This is a genomic window from Leptothoe sp. EHU-05/26/07-4, assembly GCF_043421015.1.
In the GTDB taxonomy this organism is placed as follows: domain Bacteria; phylum Cyanobacteriota; class Cyanobacteriia; order Phormidesmidales; family Phormidesmidaceae; genus Leptothoe; species Leptothoe turfae.
This window is the reverse complement of sequence record NZ_JAXSQV010000005.1, coordinates 573,078-591,880: the sequence shown is the minus strand read 5'-3', so window position 1 is coordinate 591,880 and position 18,803 is coordinate 573,078. Positions and strand designations below refer to the sequence as shown.

General features: G+C 46.4%; 20 protein-coding genes. 7 read left to right on the top strand and 13 right to left on the bottom strand.

Going from position 1 to position 18,803, the window contains the following annotated elements:
- Window positions 1-115 precede the first annotated feature (115 nt).
- Together U2F10_RS21250 and U2F10_RS21245 are read right to left on the bottom strand one after the other, a co-directional pair.
- The gene (locus tag U2F10_RS21250) at window positions 116-772 is read right to left on the bottom strand and encodes a HEAT repeat domain-containing protein (protein WP_163662270.1); all 657 of its coding nucleotides are present in this window, start codon (window positions 770-772) and stop codon (window positions 116-118) included.
- A 167-nt stretch (window positions 773-939) separates the two neighbouring features.
- Window positions 940-1,698 carry a fatty acid desaturase gene (locus U2F10_RS21245; RefSeq protein WP_499873194.1) on the bottom strand — a complete coding sequence of 253 codons (759 nt, stop codon included), beginning with the start codon at window positions 1,696-1,698 and terminating at the stop codon, window positions 940-942.
- 141 nt (window positions 1,699-1,839) lie between these two features.
- Here U2F10_RS21245 and U2F10_RS21240 point away from each other — a divergent pair, with 141 nt between their 5' ends.
- A complete protein-coding gene (locus tag U2F10_RS21240) occupies window positions 1,840-2,277 on the top strand; it encodes a hypothetical protein (RefSeq protein WP_499873193.1) in 438 nt (145 codons plus the stop codon).
- Window position 2,278: 1 nt separating this feature from the next.
- Here the strand turns inward: U2F10_RS21240 and U2F10_RS21235 are convergent, their stop codons facing one another.
- The 3 genes from U2F10_RS21235 to U2F10_RS21225 form a co-directional block, all read right to left on the bottom strand.
- Window positions 2,279-2,704 carry a nuclear transport factor 2 family protein gene (locus tag U2F10_RS21235; RefSeq protein WP_499873192.1) on the bottom strand — a complete coding sequence of 142 codons (426 nt, stop codon included), beginning with the start codon at window positions 2,702-2,704 and terminating at the stop codon, window positions 2,279-2,281.
- 13 nt (window positions 2,705-2,717) lie between these two features.
- Window positions 2,718-3,218 carry an orange carotenoid protein N-terminal domain-containing protein gene (locus U2F10_RS21230; protein ID WP_163662278.1) on the bottom strand — a complete coding sequence of 167 codons (501 nt, stop codon included), beginning with the start codon at window positions 3,216-3,218 and terminating at the stop codon, window positions 2,718-2,720.
- 516 nt (window positions 3,219-3,734) lie between these two features.
- Window positions 3,735-6,188 carry an ATP-dependent Clp protease ATP-binding subunit gene (locus U2F10_RS21225; RefSeq protein WP_499873191.1) on the bottom strand — a complete coding sequence of 818 codons (2,454 nt, stop codon included), beginning with the start codon at window positions 6,186-6,188 and terminating at the stop codon, window positions 3,735-3,737.
- Between the two features lie 509 nt (window positions 6,189-6,697).
- On the opposite strand from U2F10_RS21225, the gene U2F10_RS21220 reads away from it, so the two are divergent.
- The gene (locus U2F10_RS21220) at window positions 6,698-7,657 is read left to right on the top strand and encodes an RpoD/SigA family RNA polymerase sigma factor (protein WP_163662282.1); all 960 of its coding nucleotides are present in this window, start codon (window positions 6,698-6,700) and stop codon (window positions 7,655-7,657) included.
- Here the strand turns inward: U2F10_RS21220 and U2F10_RS21215 are convergent.
- The 4 genes from U2F10_RS21215 to rplU all read right to left on the bottom strand — a co-directional run bounded on the left by U2F10_RS21215 (window position 7,654) and on the right by rplU (window position 9,961).
- Window positions 7,654-7,971, bottom strand: a complete 318-nt coding sequence (locus U2F10_RS21215; RefSeq protein ID WP_499061163.1) for a hypothetical protein — start codon at window positions 7,969-7,971, stop codon at window positions 7,654-7,656. The genes U2F10_RS21220 and U2F10_RS21215 overlap by 4 nt on opposite strands.
- Window positions 7,972-8,255: 284 nt before the next feature.
- Window positions 8,256-8,762, bottom strand: coding sequence for a hypothetical protein (locus U2F10_RS21210; RefSeq protein ID WP_499873190.1), 507 nt, complete (start codon window positions 8,760-8,762; stop codon window positions 8,256-8,258).
- A gap of 512 nt (window positions 8,763-9,274) precedes the next feature.
- Entirely contained in the window at window positions 9,275-9,535 is a 261-nt protein-coding gene (gene rpmA / locus U2F10_RS21205; RefSeq protein ID WP_163662288.1) for a 50S ribosomal protein L27, read from the bottom strand.
- A 60-nt stretch (window positions 9,536-9,595) separates the two neighbouring features.
- Window positions 9,596-9,961, bottom strand: a complete 366-nt coding sequence (gene rplU / locus U2F10_RS21200) for a 50S ribosomal protein L21 (RefSeq protein ID WP_499873189.1) — start codon at window positions 9,959-9,961, stop codon at window positions 9,596-9,598.
- 265 nt (window positions 9,962-10,226) lie between these two features.
- Here rplU and U2F10_RS21195 point away from each other — a divergent pair, with 265 nt between their 5' ends.
- From U2F10_RS21195 to murI, 4 genes are all read left to right on the top strand, one after another.
- Window positions 10,227-11,240, top strand: a complete 1,014-nt coding sequence (locus U2F10_RS21195) for a GDSL-type esterase/lipase family protein (protein ID WP_499873188.1) — start codon at window positions 10,227-10,229, stop codon at window positions 11,238-11,240.
- A gap of 102 nt (window positions 11,241-11,342) precedes the next feature.
- A complete protein-coding gene (locus U2F10_RS21190; protein ID WP_163662293.1) occupies window positions 11,343-12,155 on the top strand; it encodes a carbon-nitrogen hydrolase family protein in 813 nt (270 codons plus the stop codon).
- A 145-nt stretch (window positions 12,156-12,300) separates the two neighbouring features.
- Window positions 12,301-13,716 (top strand): cation:proton antiporter, encoded by a 1,416-nt coding sequence (locus U2F10_RS21185; protein WP_163662295.1) that lies wholly within the window; start codon window positions 12,301-12,303, stop codon window positions 13,714-13,716.
- Between the two features lie 454 nt (window positions 13,717-14,170).
- On the top strand, window positions 14,171-15,016 hold the full coding sequence (gene murI / locus U2F10_RS21180; protein ID WP_163698617.1) for a glutamate racemase: 846 nt from the start codon (window positions 14,171-14,173) through the stop codon (window positions 15,014-15,016).
- A gap of 176 nt (window positions 15,017-15,192) precedes the next feature.
- Here murI and U2F10_RS21175 read toward each other — a convergent pair whose 3' ends face one another.
- The 4 genes from U2F10_RS21175 to U2F10_RS21160 all read right to left on the bottom strand — a co-directional run bounded on the left by U2F10_RS21175 (window position 15,193) and on the right by U2F10_RS21160 (window position 17,822).
- Window positions 15,193-16,146 carry a 3'(2'),5'-bisphosphate nucleotidase gene (locus U2F10_RS21175; protein WP_163662299.1) on the bottom strand — a complete coding sequence of 318 codons (954 nt, stop codon included), beginning with the start codon at window positions 16,144-16,146 and terminating at the stop codon, window positions 15,193-15,195.
- Between the two features lie 84 nt (window positions 16,147-16,230).
- Window positions 16,231-17,097 carry a PfkB family carbohydrate kinase gene (locus U2F10_RS21170; RefSeq protein ID WP_499873187.1) on the bottom strand — a complete coding sequence of 289 codons (867 nt, stop codon included), beginning with the start codon at window positions 17,095-17,097 and terminating at the stop codon, window positions 16,231-16,233.
- 10 nt (window positions 17,098-17,107) lie between these two features.
- The gene (locus U2F10_RS21165) at window positions 17,108-17,464 is read right to left on the bottom strand and encodes a HepT-like ribonuclease domain-containing protein (RefSeq protein WP_163662303.1); all 357 of its coding nucleotides are present in this window, start codon (window positions 17,462-17,464) and stop codon (window positions 17,108-17,110) included.
- The gene (locus U2F10_RS21160) at window positions 17,451-17,822 is read right to left on the bottom strand and encodes a nucleotidyltransferase family protein (protein ID WP_163662305.1); all 372 of its coding nucleotides are present in this window, start codon (window positions 17,820-17,822) and stop codon (window positions 17,451-17,453) included. Before U2F10_RS21160 ends, U2F10_RS21165 begins: the two co-directional genes overlap by 14 nt.
- A gap of 99 nt (window positions 17,823-17,921) precedes the next feature.
- Between U2F10_RS21160 and rsmI the strand changes: the two genes are divergently transcribed.
- Window positions 17,922-18,764: a 16S rRNA (cytidine(1402)-2'-O)-methyltransferase gene (gene rsmI, locus U2F10_RS21155; RefSeq protein ID WP_499873186.1), complete on the top strand. Its 843-nt coding sequence runs from the start codon at window positions 17,922-17,924 to the stop codon at window positions 18,762-18,764.
- The last annotated feature ends 39 nt before the right edge of the window (window positions 18,765-18,803 follow it).

Genomic DNA, 18,803 nt, shown 5'->3' with positions numbered 1-18,803 from the left:
AAACCGTTGTGAGGACTATTTCCAGTTCACCCTCAGTGTAACGAACTGTAAACATTGTTTTATCATCCGTTAGGGGGTAATAGCCGTCCGGTCATGAGTTCGGTCCAGGCAGTAATTACAAGAGTCCTTCTAGAACAGCTCTAACCACACGATAGTCAGAATCCTGTTGCAGCTTGTCTAACATCGCTTGAGCTTCAGGTCCACCAAGGTGTCTCAAAGTCCTAGCAGCACTTGTTCGAACCAAGCCATTATCGTCGGTTGCCGATGCCAGGGCAAGATTCAACGCTTCTGAAAGTTTATGGGTTTCCTTAAGTCTTCTCAGCTGAGTTAACGCGGCCATTCTGACGGTAAGATCTTCCCCTTGAATTCCTAATCGACATAATTTCAGGAGAACCTCAGGATCATCCAAATCTTCTAAAGCACCAAAAATGCTCTGCCGTACCAACCAGTTTGAATTCTGTTCAAACGCGGCTATGAGATGAGGAAGTGCTTGGGCTCCAAATTTGGCGAGTGAATTAGAGGCTTCGGCAACAACATTATGATCGGTTTCATTGTTAAGTATGCTAATCAGGGCTTCAAACGCTTCATTATTTCGCTTATATCCCAGTCCCATTGCCACAAAGGAGCGTACGAGAAATTTACCATCATTCATTCGTTGCTTTAGCAGCGGCACAACGGCGGCAGGCTCATGATGATGAAGTTCAGCAATGGCTTTCATCCGCAATTGCGGGTTGGGGCTGTCAAGGAAGGCTTGAATCTGAGGAAAGTTCATGGATTTTTTTGAGGTGGGTATATGACCACCTTACATTTCTTTACAAAAAGACAACGAGATATTGAAGAGTTGGAAACGTCAATGTGGTTCTTTTGCCGTTGCTGAATGAGGGGATAAATTGATACTTTTCAGGTTAAATTTTCCCGAGGAGCAGCAACGTCGTTCTTTTATGGGAGAAAAGGCTCAGGATAACCATCGGCCATCGCTACATCAGGTAGCTGGTACCAGGGAACCTCAGGGTAGGCATGATGCTCCCTGTGATAGCTAAAATGATAGCAAGTTAGCAAGGAGAAAATCACTGGGTAGTAGTAACTTCGAGTCTGATGAACATTGTTGTTGCTTTGGTCATCATCATGATGATGAGGCAAAAATATACCAAACGTAAATAGCTGCAATGAGCTGAGAATCCAGGGAATAAGCCAAAACAAAATAAGATTTTGACTATTAATCTTGGCAAGAAATACTAAAGAAACTGTTGTCAGGACAATGCCAGTTACTACAACAGCTAGATTACGAGGAGTCAAATAATTCCTCATAAAGCTACCATACCAGCGTATAAAATACCGAATCAAATGGCCATCGGGCTTTGAGTAAAAATCAGGATCCCGTGCTTGGGCTGGGTAAGCATGATGCTGCCAGTGCAGTTTGCGACAGGTTTGGTAGGGCAAAAAACCATATAGACCTAAGGCCAGGCGACCAACCCAACGATTTTTAGATGGGTCACCGGGAAAGACATTGCCGTGGATAGCATCATGGGCAATAACAAACAGTCCCGTGTGCAAGAATGTTCTCGACAAGATCCAAAAGACCAAGAGTACTGGGGAATAATTGGTAGAATGTTGTTGGAGGAGAACTATTAGGCTGATGAGCCAAGTGATCGCGATCGCAAGCGCAATCATCAATCCCATCCAGTTCGACCTCAGCATCTGTAGTTTGTTACAAAATTTAATACATAACATCAAATACACTTAACTTTTATTGCAAGAGATTGCACTTCTTGTCGAGCCAAGTAATGGTGTAGGTAGGTACTTGTTGATTTAATGCCCGCTCTCTGCTCGATTAATCCCATGCAGTCCAAACTTTCTTTAGCCCCCCGCTACACCCTGGACGATGAGTCTGCTTGGCTTATCGGCATCGACCCAGTGCGTCGCTATTGGATCAAGGTTGACGGTGAAACAACCATAAAAATCACAATTCCAGGACTATTGATTCCCTCACTGGAAACTCTGAAGGAAGCCATTCAAAGTTTTCGCTCATTACCCGTTGGCGCAACACTGACACTACCAACGTTTACGAGGGAGCGACTCACCATCCACCATCTGACAAGTAATCTCTACGCTATCCCACACCCTGTTAACGGTGCCTTAGCTTGGCATTTATTTGATCATGAAACAGTTGAAGCTTTTTTATTGACAGCCCATCCAGACTGGCGGTGTGCGCCCCAAGACATTGCCCTGGGGCGTGATACCCTGATCCAATCATGGGAGCTATCCAGCGTTGCTTAAATTAACTCTCAGGTCGCAACTTTAAAAGCTCCTCTAAAGTTGCAACAAGGTTGATACGAACTGACTCGATTTTGTTATCTGCTGCCAAAATGAAGCGCCAGGTAACATTCACCTTAAAAACCAGCGCTGTGACTTTACCGCGAACGTCAACTTGCAGACGTTCACTATTCAATTGACATGTTTCAGCACCCAACAGAGAAACTGACATTCCATCCGCCTCTTTAACCAAATAATCTCTTATTTTAGTTGGCCCGATAACGGGGGCCTCGAAAGGCGGATAAAGACTCCCTTCAACAGTAAAGAGATTAGCAACCTGCTGATACTCACCGCGATTAAACAGTGTAAAGTACCGCAAAACCACTTCAGATTGGTTATCTAACCCAGTAGCATCTGCAAGTTGCTGGTCGATCAGGTGTATCGTTGCCATCTTGGTCAACCCTCTAAGCAAATGAGTCGTAACCCATATTGACAACAATCTGACGCAAGACCGTAATCTGTTGACCAAAGTCTAAGGCAACAATGCGATTGTACATATCATTGGCATTGCGAGAAAGTACGTAATTGGTCGGTACTCCAATCACATCTCCTGAGCGCATGAGTTCTGCCAACTGGTACCAGAAAGCAAGCTTAGTGTTATTAGTTAGTACACCATAGGCTTGGGTCATGGATGTCTTACGTTGAGCAATCAAATCTTGCATAAAAGCCATTTGACCGTCAGGCCCCAATGCCTTCACCTGACTGAGCAAGCCTTCAGCAAATTGCAGACGGGCAGCCCCTGTGGCAGCTGGCGTAACAGAACCATTCCCCATCGCCTTATAAATAAACCAAAGTACACCAAGCTTCTCATCCGTAGATAAGCGCTTAAATGCAGCAACAGTCGCTGGAACAGCATCCAATAAACTAACAGACTGACTAGAAAAAGTGCTTGTAGTAAATGTCATGATTGAATAATTCCTTAGTTAATGTATGACAATTGGGAAAATCAATGATGTCTTTAAAAGCCCATGAAGACTGGTACACAACTATCAAATAGACCATTGACAACAACATCAAAAGTCCACAGATAAATCGGCGCTTAATACCGTCTGCTTAATGAGGGAACAAAACCTAAACAAAGTACTCGGCAAAAGCTGTAAACAAAATGAGAACAAAGCCACAATTCCGGCCAGTGGATCATCAAATTATTCAGCCTATCTATTAAAGCTAAACCGCTGTTCTTGTAAGTCGTCTAGCCTAATTACAAAGTTACTCAAACAGGACCTTGGATGTTAATGCAATTTGTAGACTTCATGGAACTGCTTCCTAACTTTCTATAGAAAGTGTAACGCAATGTAAACAATCATTGCCACACTCTCGGCAGATTAATCCATAGAAAACATCTATGGTTAGTCAGCACTGAACTCAACCCAATCCAAAACCTTATGCCCTATCCCTGGGCAGTCTAGGGCCTTTTGCTATCAGCCGCTGACAAGAGCTAATGCCCGCTCCCGCTGAACTGTTACCTGGCCATCATCATTTACATCAAGAACAGCCGTTTCACCGGCACGAATGTCACCAGCCAGAAGAGCTTCAGCCAAGCTGTCTTCCACCAAACGAGTAATCGCCCGTCTTAGGGGACGTGCACCGTAGCTCGGGTCGTATCCTTCCACAACAAGTTTGTCCTTGAAGGCCTCGGTGACCTCAATCTTAATTGCCTGTTCAACTAAGCGCTTGGCCACATCCTGTAGCAAGATATCCGCAATTTGTTTGACCTCACTACGCTGAAGCTGATGGAAGACAATAATCTCATCCAGACGGTTGAGAAACTCAGGTCGGAAAGAGGATTTAAGAGCATCATTGACCTGCTCACGGGTGCGCGTATATTGGGCCGTAGCCAGATCTCCATCAATCATGTCAAAACCAATACCCGTACCCTGCTTCTCAATGGCACGGGAGCCAATATTTGAAGTCATGATAATGACAGTGTTTTTGAAATCCACGACACGACCTTGAGAGTCAGTTAATCGGCCATCATCTAACAGCTGCAGCAACAGATTGAAAACATCTGGATGGGCCTTCTCAATCTCGTCAAATAGGACCACTGTGTAGGGCTTACGTCGCACAGCCTCTGTCAGCTGACCACCATCGCCATAGCCCACATATCCTGGAGGGGAGCCAATCAGTTTAGCGACTGATTGGGACTCCATATATTCCGACATATCCAAGCGGATAATGGCATCCTCAGCACCAAACACACTATCAGCCAAGGCCTTAGTCAATTCAGTTTTACCGACACCAGTAGGGCCACAGAAAATAAAGCTCGCAATGGGTCGCTGCTCACTGCTTAAGCCAACCCTGGCCCGCCGAATAGCCTTAGCAACAGCATTCACTGCGTTTTCTTGACCAATGATGCGCTGATGTAGGGTTTCTTCCAGCTTCATTAACATGGCAGACTCAGATTTAGTAATCCGGTTAGCTGGAACACCTGTCCACGAGGCCACTACCTGCGCAATATCCTCCACTGTCACCACAGGGCGTGTATCTATAGCAGCTCTGTTCTCATTAAAATTTTGCAGTTTAGCTTCCAGTTCCAGTTCCTGATCCCGTAACTCACTAGCCCGATCAAATTCCTGAGCTTTTACCGCAGCATCTTTATCCCAGATAATTTTACGAAGAGACTGCTTAAGTTCTTTGGCTAAAGACGTCTGAGAATGACGCAGATGCACACAGGAACCCGCTTCATCAATTAAATCAATCGCCTTGTCGGGTAAATAGCGATCTGCGATATAACGATTTGACAATTTTGCAGCAGCCACTAGAGCATCATCGGAAATGAGCAAATTGTGATGTTGCTCATAGCTAGATCGCACTCCTTTCAGAATCTCAATCGTCTCCTCAACGCTAGGTTCATTAACCATTACAGGTTGAAAGCGTCGCTCTAAAGCTGCATCTTTCTCAATGTACTTGCGATATTCGTCGAGGGTAGTGGCACCGATACACTGCAGTTCACCTCGGGCCAAAGCCGGCTTAAGCATGTTGGCTGCATCCATGCCACCTTCCATGCCACCTGTTCCCACCAGGGTATGAATTTCATCGATGAGAAAAATGATATTGCCAGCCTTGTTAACCTCAGCCACAATCTGCTTGAGGCGTTCTTCAAAGTCTCCGCGAAATCGAGTGCCCGCTACTAATGAGTTAATGTCTAGACTCAACACCCGCTGGTCGAGAAGCAATTCCGGCACATCTTGGTTGATAATCCGTTGAGCCAATCCCTCAGCAATCGCTGTTTTACCCACACCAGGCTCACCAATAAGTACTGGGTTATTTTTGCTACGACGACCTAGAATCTGAACAACGCGCTCAATCTCCTGACTGCGGCCAACAACCGGGTCAATTTTGCCCTCGGCAGCTAATTTCGTCAGGTCAGTGGCAAACTCTTCCAACGCTTTTCCCTTAAAGCCACTAGCGTCTCGACTACCGGCAGTGGGTACAGGCATCCGTTCACCCACTGCTCGAATAATTGCGATACGGAGCTTGACCAGGTCTACGCCTAGGGTTATCAGTATTTTGGCAGCAGAACTTTTGTCACTGCTGGTGACTGCAAGTAATAAGTGCTCTGGACTTACGTAGCTTTGATCTAACTGCTGAGCTTCCTTGAGAGATTGCTCTAAAAGCTGTTTAGCGCTAGGGGTGAAGGGAATTTCGGCAGATGGTTGCTTACTATCACTTTTTAGCGTAGCCTCAACTGCTTCCTGTAAAACCTGTAAAGTTATACCAGCTTCCTGAACAATGGGAGAAACCAGACTATCGCCTTGGGCAATGACCCCAACCAGTATAAGTTCGGTTCCAACATAGTGTTGGCGTAACCGGCTTGCCTGCTGCTGGGCAATCATAATGGCCGAGATTGCCTTGTCGTTGAAAAGCTCAAACATAATACAAAATTCTCGATAGTTTGTCTGCGAGATAACGTGGATAGCCTAGGAACGGATGACTACCTACGGGGGATATGGAGAGTGAAGCGTGATGATGTTGCTAATTCCAACTTACAGAGCTGATCGGAGAAAGAACTGAAGCGTAGATAAACGGTTGCTTAACGTTCTGGGAATACCATGGCTGCCTCGCCGATTAACTTATGTAAAGGACTACATTAAAAACACTAATGCAATCGACCCCAGCCTAGGGAGGGGGAAATCCGTACAGTCAAGCATTTTTCCTTGACAAATCAGATAGTTCGGCAAACCGCAAAATTTAAATACGGCTTTCCACCCCTGTAAGCAATTCTGATTTTTATTTACATTAATTAATACAAAAGGATTGATTAAGACTCAATTAGCCATTCCCAATCACTGATCCGTTGGGGCCATTCAAGTTTTCCATAGCCTGACAGGTGATTGCACACCTCAAGATCAAAGTCAATTTTACTTTTAAGCACGTTCGAAAAATGAGCACTGTTCAAAACGATAAGGATTTAGTTCGCATCTACTTAAAAGAGATTGGTCGTGTACCCTTACTAACGCCAGAACAGGAGGTTACCTTTGGCAATGCGGTGCGGACATTGATGACGATTGAAACTATAAAGGATGGCCTTGCAGAATCTCTTGGCCATGAGCCGACTTTAGAAGACTGGTCCAAGGCAGCTAATCTGACAATTGATGAACTCAAAATGGCTGTGGAGCAAGGTCAGCGAGCTAAACGTCAAATGGTGGAAGCTAACCTGAGATTGGTAGTTTCTGTGGCGAAAAAGTATCTCAAACGTAACGTCGAGATACTCGATCTCATTCAAGAAGGCACCATTGGTTTGCAACGAGGCGTAGAAAAATTTGATCCGTCCAAAGGATATCGGTTTTCTACCTATGCTTATTGGTGGATTCGGCAGGCAATGACGCGTGCGATCGCAGAGAAAAGTCGCACAATGCGTTTGCCTATTCATATCCACGAAAAGATCAACAAAATCAAAAAGACTCAGCGACAGTTGGCGCAACAGCTGGGCCGTTCTGCCACATTTCAAGAAATTGCTAATGCTTTAGATTTGCCGCTTGAAAAAGTTCGCGATTGCATCAGTTATAATCGGCAACCCCTCTCTCTCGATCTACGTTTAGGGGATAACCAAGATGTAGAACTCGGTGATCTTCTAGAAGACGATAGTCAATCACCAGAGGACTATGCAGCTCAAGAACTGATGCACTCAGACGTCGCTGACATGATGAGCACGTTAACTAAGCAGCAACAAGAAGTCCTTTCATTACATTTTGGCCTCAAGGGTGGTCAAAAAATGACATTTGCTCAAATTGGCTCACAACTCAACGTCAGTCGTGAGCGAGCTCGCCAGATTGAGCGAGAGGCCTTCAAATTTCTGCGCCGTAACTATAACTCCGCTCGCAAGCATCTAGCAACCGCTTAATCAACAGCTGACTCCAGTAACGCATTAAGCTGCTGCACTCGGACATCTTGCCGCTGCCGTAGGATACGTCTGTAGGAATTAACGAGGGATTGAGCCAATTGACCTTCAACGATAGCCGCCTCGTCACGGGATGCAAAAGGAGATGCCAATAACGGCTGTACCGAGGGTTGCAAAAACGTGCTAGTCAACTCTGTAAACAGAGCTTCATCCCAAACTAAGCCTGATTCGTAAGCCTCGGGAGCCACTGTCAGATGGGCCTTAGCCATACAACGAATCACACTACGTAACGGATAGAAAAGACATTGGGATGCCATGGCTTAAATCTTGAGGAAACCTAAAAACAACAGTTAATTGTTGTGCAGTATACGTCTCTTTTTTTCTTTTTTCAAATTCTTTCTTAGTGTGCCCAACCCATAGGTCGACAGCACTAAGTAATAGTACTTACAATGCGCCCCATTAATTTTTAGCTGTCTAGGGTAATGCACTGAACCAGTCAAGACTGTAGCTTTAAACACAAGAAAAGCTGGTGAACAAAAATTCACCAGCCTAACGCCATGCATTAGAAAGATCTACCTGTCAAAACAAGCTATGTGAGACCTTAAGCAGGATAAACTTGTAGAAGCTTACCAGCCAGGTACCCGTAACCAATGATTGGCTGGCTGCAATTATGCTTAACAGGACCAATCTGAGCTACTGCTGCTACACCGTAAAGACCGGCAGTTAGCTGAGCATCTTCAGGCGTACCTGTCCACTTCAGTTCATATTCATAGGTATCTTTCACCGTTGTGATGACAACTTCTACATCCTCTTCAGCCGCTGCACCACCAATACCTTCGAAGGCAAAGCGGACATGGACGTCAGTGCCTAGACACATTAGCAGTGAAGTCAGCGGGCTCTTGTTAAACGTAACTTTTAAGCTAACAGAAAGCTCTTCGCTATCAGCAACAATATAAGGAGAGTTAGCAGGAGCAGGCGTCAAACCAGCTTTTGTATCATCACTTGTTCCAGCGATAGTCAAATCGCTCATTGAGAAAAAAGAAGGACCAAGAATATTCTTGGAATAGGTCTCAGAACCGAAAAATTGTTTGGTTGGTTGAGCAGTCATAAGAATGTCCTAATGTTATTCGTTTAAGCCGAAAACCGATACAAAAAAGTGCTTTTTACGCTTTTTTTGATTAGCTTTACAGCGCATTTACATCATGCTTGATACTTTTTAGAAGACCATCACCCACGAGGGTAATGTTTTAGAAAAGAGATTAAAAACAGAAATAAAAAATCAAATTAAACAGATTTTTGTATATCATGAATTATCAATTCTGAGAACTCTTCACCCTATCGGTTACCAATCAAAAAACTGACAGAATACTCTCCCAATCTCACGGTACAGATTAAGTTCTAAAATCACCTACCATAGGCATGCAAAAACTAGCCCAACGTCAGCAACAACAATGCATTAATACATTTTGTAGCATACTTGAACACATATATATCATTCAGCCTTAATTAATGAGTGCCATCACTTCCATAGGTACTAAGAGCATAGCTGCCATAAAAAACGCCTCGACTACTAAAGTCGAGGCGTTTTTAAATCAACAATATGACTGCTGATAAAAGTGCCTAAGCTGTAGCTGGATAAACGCTTACTTTTTTACGACTCTTACCCTTGCGCTCAAAGGTAACTACGCCATCAATTAAAGCGAATAAAGTGTCATCACTACCACGTCCTACATTCTCACCAGGGTGAACTTTAGTACCACGCTGACGAATGATGATGTTGCCTGCAACTACTGCTTCACCACCATATTTTTTAACGCCTAGGCGTTTCGCATTGGAGTCGCGACCATTTCGCGTACTACCCGTACCTTTCTTATGAGCCATTACTTAAATCTCCGTGTCTACCTAAGTATAAACTGACTACTAATGCCTTGATTCAGCGCTCTATTCTTCTTCGCTAGCAGCAGGAGCGTCTTCCGCAGTGATCGTTTTACCACCAATATTGATGGAATCAATCATCAGGCGAGTGAGTTCTTGACGGTGACCACGTTTCTTACGGGTCTTCTTCTTAGGCTTCATCTTGTAAACGATGACCTTTTTGCCTCGTAAGTGGCGGACTACAGTACCACTCACGCTAGCACCCTCTACAAGAGGCTGACCGATACTGGTTTCACCATCATCATTAACTAATAGCACCTTATCAATAGTGATACTGGTGTCTTCATCTACTGCTAGACGATTGATATCGTAAAAGCGACCAGGCTCAACACGCAGTTGGGTACCACTCGCTTCGATAATTGCGTATGTCATTCTTTCTCCCTTGCCGTACAGGTAGCATTGTCTGCTTCAAACCTGATCCGAGCAGTTTTTTGCACAGACTCTAATCATCGTTAATTTTGGCAGATACTGTCAAGGGTTAATTAGAGACACTACAGAATCAACTGAATTATCTATTTCCGAAATTCTTTACAGTTTTTGATATATGGGTCTGGACCATATTTCGTCCTGATTGCCCCTGGAGCATGCGTTTTAAGTATATAAGTTCTGTTCTCCATAGGCGAGGAAATTCAGGCATATGTCAGACCTACTGATGTTGATGGCACAGCTCACTGCTGCGGAACCCCTTAGTGGTCCGAATTCGGACGCTGACATCGCGCCGATGGCTCAAGCCGCTGTTGATGCAGCTAGCCAGATTGAGCAGTCGCTCCCTCAACCAGCAGTACTGGGCGACATGGCTCTGACACCTGAGTTTTCTAGGGAAGTTGCGGCTCGCAGACAAAAACTTTTACACCTCCAGCAAACAGCGCGTCACCGCCCTGAACCAACGGCCTACGCGACCACGCCTCGGGCATTGGAGGTAGCTCGTCGTCAGGCAACCGTAATTGCTGGGCCTCGACCGAATAGTGGTCCACAGCTGTTTGAGCAACGTTGGGCTGCGTTAAAATCTGGTTCGTTATATACACGGGTAGCACCAGAGAGTTTCCAAGGTCAGTGGGCCAAAGCAACGTATCAGCCCACCTATGAAGAATGGCAAGGTCTATTAAAGCAAGAGGCAGATGCGATCGCATCTGGCCAAGGCAGCAATCGACTCACCGTTGTCGTCGGCGATTCCCTGAGCATGTGGCTGCCTCCTGAGCTATTGCCTCGCGATCGCTTCTGGCTCAACCAAGGAATTTCTGGCGATACTACAAGCGGTATCCTCAAGCGACTTTCCGCATTCGCCAACACCAGCCCCGACACCATTCATCTCATGGCCGGTGTTAACGACCTCAAAAACGGGGCCAGCGACCACGAAATTCTGACCAATCTCAACCAGATCATGGCGCGACTACGACAGCAGCACCCCTATGCCCGCGTCGTTGTCCATTCCATCCTGCCTACCCGTTGGGAAAATATCCCCAGCAGTCGTGTGCGCTCCCTCAATACCCGTATCGCTGAACTCACCGACTACCATCAGTTAGATTACTTAGACCTCCATCCCAGCTTCAGTAACGATACCGGCAATCTTCGCCAAGAATTGACGACGGATGGCTTACATCTCAACCGATTAGGCTACCAAGTCTGGCAACTAGCTCTGTTAGAGGTGTAGAACCGCGATGTATAAAAATAGGCCACCAACGGCGCTTTCCAACTGACCAATTTGCCCCGTAGAATAAAGGGCCAAGGTCAAATATCACTAGTAAGCGCCCACATGAAATCCTATCTGGCTGCAGCGTTGCAGATGACCAGCGTACCTGACCTGAGAAAGAATCTTACTCAGGCCGAGGACCTCATTGACCTGGCCGTACGTCGTGGAGCCGAGTACATTACCCTCCCTGAGAACTTTTCCTTTCTCGGAGATGAAGCCGGTAAGTTAGCCCAAGCCACTGAGATTTGCGCTGCCAGTGAGCAGTTTCTCAAAACCATGGCCCAACGCTATCAGGTCACATTGTTGGGTGGTGGATACCCTGTCCCTACAAAAGATGACCGTGTTTATAACACGGCACTTTTAGTTGACCCCAACGGCAAGGTCTTGTTGCGTTACGAAAAGGTACATCTATTTGATGTCAACCTGCCCGATGGCAATACCTATCAAGAATCTGCCACAGTCACCTCGGGACATCAACTACCAACGGTATGCAAAACTCCTAATCTCGGAGTTCTAGGCATGTCCGTTTGTTATGATGTGCGTTTTCCAGAACTCTATCGGCACTTGTCTCAACTAGGGGCAGAAGTGATTACGGTGCCTGCAGCCTTTACGGCTTATACCGGCAAAGATCATTGGCAAGTATTGCTCCAGGCACGAGCCATTGAAAACACTTGTTATATAATTGCCCCTGCCCAGACTGGGTTCCATAACACCATTCGCCAGTCCCATGGCCATGCCATGATTGTTGATCCCTGGGGTATTGTGCTAGCAGATGCAGGACAAGATGTAGGCATGGCCATCGCCGAAATCACCCCATCACGACTGGGACAGGTCCGACAACAGATGCCATCTCTAAACCATCGGGTATTTGCATAGAGCATCTATTAAATATTTGCAACTCGCATTATGACAGAAGTATGAATTTTTCCTTAAAGAAAGGGATGAACCTGATCGTAATGAGCTAATAGCATCGAGCTAACTCATGTAGAGTAAACAGGATAAGTAAATTTCTACGGTTCGTATGATCGATATAACCGGAGTGCTTTCAGGCATAGAAAGCAGTACGTTTTTATTAGCTGAAGTTAATGAGGCTGAGTTAGGGCCATTTGTCTTAGCCAGCGTGTTACTTAGTTTAATTGTTATTTACTTAGCCGCGAAAATCGGTGGTGAGCTTTGCGCTCGGGTTAATTTGCCATCTGTTCTGGGTGAGCTAGTCGGTGGGGTAATTGTCGGAATCTCAGCCCTCAACCTAGTTGTTTTTCCTGAAGGAGCCGAGCCTGTCCACTCGGTGCTCATGGATTTTGTCCAACTCACCGCCCATTTGGATCCGGATGCGCTGCTAACAATATTTAAAAGCCAGAGTGAGGTGATTTCTGTTCTGGCTGAGATTGGTGTCATTATTCTGCTGTTTGAAATCGGCTTAGAATCCGACCTCAAAGAACTGATTCGAGTCGGTCCCCAAGCAGCAGTTGTTGCCGTTGTCGGTGTAGTTGTACCCTTTGTAGCGGGCACTGCCGGGTTGATTGCCCTATTTAATGTGTCAACAATTCCAGCTGTATTTGCTGGGGCTGCACTCACCGCAACCAGTATTGGTATTACAGCCAAGGTATTGGCAGAGCTGCAAACGCTCAGTTCACGGGAAGGACAAATTATTATTGGTGCTGCTGTTTTAGACGATGTATTAGGCATCATTGTCTTAGCCGTTGTCGCCAGCCTTGCCAAAACCGGTGAAATCGAAATCACCAATGTGATTTTTCTAATTATTGGTGCAGCTGTATTTCTAGTAGGCTCAATTTTGGTTGGGCGGCTACTCAGCCCACTGTTCGTTGCACTGGTCGACAATATGCAAACCCGTGGCCAGGTGCTGATTAGCTCCCTGGTTTTTGCATTTGTGCTGTCCTACATTGCCGCAGCCATTCAGCTAGAAGCAATCCTTGGAGCATTTGCTGCCGGCTTGATTTTGGCTGAAACCAGTAAACGGAAGGAATTGGAGGAACAAATCAGCCCAATTGCAGACATGCTGGTGCCCGTCTTTTTTGTTACCGTGGGTGCCCATACAGACATCAGCGTCCTGAACCCTCTCAACCCAGCGAACCGTGAAGGCTTGGTTATTGCCTCCTTTTTGGTTGTCGTTGCCATCCTCGGCAAAATCATCACTGGATTTACGGTCTTTGGTCAAGATGGAATCAACCGCATGGCCATTGGTGTTGGCATGATTCCTCGAGGCGAAGTGGGTCTGGTGTTTGCCGGCGTAGGTGCTGCTAGTGGCGTCCTCTCAGAATCGTTGGATGCAGCCATTATTGTGATGGTTATCCTGACTACGTTTATCGCCCCGCCACTCCTGCGTGTCGTCTTTAATACCGACGATGATGATGATCCCAATTGTCCCACTGACATAAAAGCTCCCCAAGAAATGGCTGAGGCAGCTACAGACTGAGTTTTCCTTAGACCAAAATCTGTTGTCTATGTGCAACTAGCCGCAGCCGAGTGTGAATAACAAAGCTGTGGCTAGTCGTATAATTGCGCATTATTGCTGATATCGCTGAGGAATTTTAGAGATTACCTTTGGTTCTAGCGAATCAATGGAGTCACTGACGTAGGCTATGGCTTCTGGCTAAGTGTAGGGGACCAATTTTTTAGACAAAATTAACTCTGACCTGTAAAAAGTAGTTGGATTTAGTTATCATGCGAGCCAATTAAAGCATGTTGCATGGGCTAGGACCATGCAACATGGTCAGATGCTGAGTGGGTTTCATAGCAATTCAGACAGTTTCGATAACATTCGAAGTTACGGCTTTTTGCTTAAAAGTTTTGTATGAAACTAAAATCTGTCAAAAATCCAACTAAACTCTAAGCAACGTAAAATATCCAATTTAGTAAGCGTCTTCCCCATGGCAAAAATCCTTCAGATGCCCATCCAAACCGGTAAAATTGGCGTTTTTGACAGCGGTGTTGGAGGATTAACGGTATTACGGGAGATTATGGCCCATCTCCCCACTGAGTCTCTACTGTACTTTGGCGATACTGCTCGGGTGCCCTATGGCGATCGCTCTCAGACAGAGCTATTAAGGTTTGTGCGGGAAATCATTACTTGGATGCAGGGGCAGGGCGTCAAGATGGTAGTGATGGCCTGTAATACCAGTTCAGCATTGGCCCTAGAAACGGTTCGGGCAGAATTTGACATGCCCATTCTCGGGATTATTTTGCCAGGGGCACGGGCAGCGGCTAAGGCAGGTCGACGCATTGGTGTCATTTCTACAGTCGCGACGGCCAACAGCAATGCTTACAAGCAGGCGATTTTAGAAGCATCGCCAGTAGCTGAAGTTTGGCAGGTTGGCTGTCCTGATTTTGTGCCTTTAATTGAAAAAAATCGGATTGATGATCCCTACACACGGGCAGTGGCTACAGATTATTTGAAGCCTCTGATGGCTGCCAATATCGACACATTGGTATATGGCTGTACCCACTACCCTCACCTAGCTCCATTGATGGAGCAAATTTTGCCACCATCCATTAAGGTGATTAATCCAGCCCAGTCATTGGTGTCTGCTATGGCTAAAGAGTTAGACATGCTGGGCTTACGCAACACCCAGTCGAAACCAGACATAGACTTTTATGTCAGTGGCGATCCAATCAAGTTTGCTAAAGTCTCTGGGCAGTTGATGGGATTTAGTTCACAGGTGCAGCCAGTGAGCTTGTCCGTTTTAGAAGGGCTTGCGATCGCACAATCCGTTTAAGGCCTAACCCATGGGCTATGACTTTCTTCTGTTTAAACTCACGGCCCCATTCGATCTCCTCAAGACCTATCAGAAACTAACACCTTGTTAGACATAAGACCTGGCTCGATGAGATTTCAATATAAAAAAGGGCGCACCCATGGTGCACCCTCCAGGCTTTTAATGAGATGGTTGATCTAGTTAGTTAATACTGCTAGGACCTTGTCGTGAATTTCACCGTTACTGACAACCACACCTTGAGTATCCACAAAGCGAGGCTCCTTGGAGAAGTCTAAGGTCTTGCCATGCATATCGGTTACTTTGCCACCGGCCTCTTCAATTACCAACACACCAGCCGCATGATCCCAGATCTTTTCACGATATCCAGGGTACTTAGGAGAGGGTAGTCGCAAATAAAGGACGGCATTACCAGAGGCGACAGTACCATATTTAGCCTGGCTATCCATACGAATGGCCTCAGTGGTAATACCAGCCGCCTGGGCAATGCGTGAATGAAGCTCTTGGTCACTGTGGGCCACACTTTCCACAAAACGGAAGTTAGCAGTGTCAGAAGAAGACGTTACAGAAATCTTCTCAGGATTGTTGCCATCCATGTCCATCATCATGGTCCCTTCACCGCGAACAGCCACGAACAAGATGCCAGAACGTCCATTTAACTTCAGGGCAGGACACCCTAAGACACCCACCTTCAAATCACCATCTTCCACCATGGCCAGGGCAACGGCATACTGGTCACCCCGCAAAAAGCCCTTGGTACCATCAATGGGATCTAGGGTCCAATAGCGGGGGCTCACATCACCATTACCTTGGTCAATCCAGCCAGGAATCTGCTCATCGGTAGCATCAGGAAGAACAGCCTTGACATAGCCAGTCACCTGGGTAAGCCGAGCGGCCATCTCTGGCGTTCTGAGATCGTCAGCGTCTTCTTCACCGACAATGGGATCGTTGGGGAAGGCGTCTTTAAGCATTTTGCATACAATCGCCTGGGCACCAAAGTCGGCGACAGTTACCGGGCTTTTATCAGATTTTTCAATCGCTTCAGGTACCATTTCAGCCCGTACTTTTTCACATATAGTGGCCGCAGCTTGTACTGCTGCGATCGCAATTTCTTTTTCCTTTTCGTAGGCCATAATAATAACGCTAAAGATTTAACAAAAAGTTAGACGACTCCCTGTACAGTTTACCGAACCATACTGATGCCCTCAGTAGAGAATCTATGAATTTGTCTGGATTGACTCACCATAATCACGAATCCATGTGCGGGTACCAAAGGTTCGACAGCTAAAGCTAGCCACCCGAGTCGCCTCTGCCAAAGCCCTTGGGAAATCGCCTGCCCAAGCATAGCAAAATGCCCCATGGAAAATATCCCCTGTCCCCAAGGTATCCACCACGGTTGTCGTCGGCACCGGTAGCTCGCCCACCCGCCCCTGCTCGCTGAAGACAATGGGTCGCTCACCATGGGTAATGGCAATATGGGGTATCCCTAGTCCTTGTAGGTAAGTCAACGCATCTTGGTCACCCGGCGGTTTAAAGTTTGCCGACGCAATCACCACCGTGGCCAGGGCAAGCACCTGGTCAAACCCCGGCTTCCAACTACCTGCATCCACAACAACAGGAATACCTAACGGCTGAGCAGCTTTGGCAATTTGTTGCCCCAATGCCATTTGATGACCATCCAACAGCACAACATCTATACCTGTCAGATCCACTAGATCCACGGTTTGAGGGTCGACCTGCAATCCCACCGCATTCCGGGAGATAACAGCACGTTCCCCTGAGGCTTTAGAAACAACAATGGAAGACATCGGTGGCGGTTCTTGTCGCTCAGGCGTCAAATCCTGAATGTTCACCCCCACCTGAGCCATATCCTCCCGCAGCAGCGTTGTGACGGGGTGTTGCCCCACTGAAACCATTACCTTGGCCTGACCGCCTAAGGCTGAAAACGCCACCGCCGCATTCGTTGCCGGGCCACCTGCTGCCATCACTGCGGACGCAGCCACCAGCTTTTCATTCGCCTGGGGTGGTCGCTGCGCTTGATAGATGCAGTCGAGGGTCATGAGCCCAACAAATAGTCCACGCATATGGAAATAATCAGTCAATCGCTGGCATATCTTGCAGCAAGCTATCCAAACTCATCAAAAGTGCAGGTAAGGTGTTCTGAATAATCATCCAAAGTAATTTGTAATTTACCCGCTCATAGCGATGGGCAATAATATTCCTCAATGCAACCGTATTGCGCCAATCGATTTCAGGATGTGCCTGTTGAAACTCTACCGATACTCGTCGACAAGCTTCTCCTAAAATTTCAAAATTACGTTCTACCACCCTTTTTATCCAGAGTGTTTCCAAGAAACTGTCTTCAGAAAAATCAGCTGTAAATTCCTGGATTTCTCGAATCGCTCGGGCCATATCCCAAATGGCAGCAGCATCTCGATTAAGATCGCTCATAGATAATACGATTTGTCTTTAGAATTTCTGCCCGTCGATAAGGATTCTCCAGAAGGTGTTTTTGTACTAAATCAACTTTGCGTTTAAAAAGTTTTTCAGATGTTTCCTGTAAATCTAACCATATGGGCCAAGTTAGCTTTTGTTCCGGAGCAAATTCTATTAAAAGATCTACATCGCTGGGATTTTCCCCATCTGGTCGGAAATCATCCCGTAAGACTGACCCAAACACCCCTAGTTCAACGATGTCAAACTGCTCGCAGAATTTGACTATTTGGTCATAGTCCACCTGCAAACGTTTTTTGAGAATGTCCAATACTGAACTTTCTGATATTGAGCTTTCAGAACCAGTGCTTTGCATGGCAAATTCGAGAAAGTTGCAGTCAGGATATACGTTTAGGCGGCAATGAACCTGTATTTCAATTGTATGGTTAAGGAAGACTTGTAACCAATACTGACGTTGTCTACTGCTGGTACGCTTTACCTGGTTGCCACCCCCATTGGCAACCTTGAGGATATTACTTTTCGGGCTGTTCGTATCCTGCAGGAAGCGGATCTAATCGCAGCGGAAGATACCCGGCACACGGGTAAGCTGCTACATCATTATCAGATCGAGACGCCGCAGATCAGCTATCACGAGCATAATGCTCAGGCGCGAATACCTCAGCTAATTGAAAAACTGCAAGCAGGCCAAACCATTGCCCTGGTAAGCGATGCGGGTATGCCAGGGATTTCGGATCCAGGCTATGAACTGGTGTGTGCCTGCACTGAAGCCGGAATCGTTGTCAGTCCAATTCCAGGGCCTGTGGCGGTGGTGAGTGCGATCGCAGCCTCAGCATTACCCTCAGATCGCTTTACCTTCGAAGGATTTCTGCCAGTTAAAGGGAAATCAAGAGCTGAACGACTGACGCAATTAGCAACAGAACCACGCACCATGGTGCTTTACGAAAGCCCCCATCGGTTGATCAAAACCCTGGCCGATTTGCAAACCCATTTGGGGGGCGAACGTCGGGTCACCCTAGCCAGGGAATTAACCAAGCGTTATGAGGAATTTTGGCGCGGCACTGTCGATGAAGCGCTTGCGCATTTTACCGTCAACGAGCCGAGGGGAGAGTTTACGGTGGCGATCGCAGGTCACATACACACCCCGAAACCGATCTCTGAAGCCGATCTCATCCAACAGCTAGAAACCCTTATCTCCCAGGGACTTTCTCCTTCTAAAGCCAGCCGCCAGCTCGCCCAGGCAACCGGTCTTTCCAAACGAGAGATTTATCAACTCAGCCTCACAATGAAACAGGAATAGGAATAAATTTTGAAATCAATTTTTAGGGGCTCCATAAAA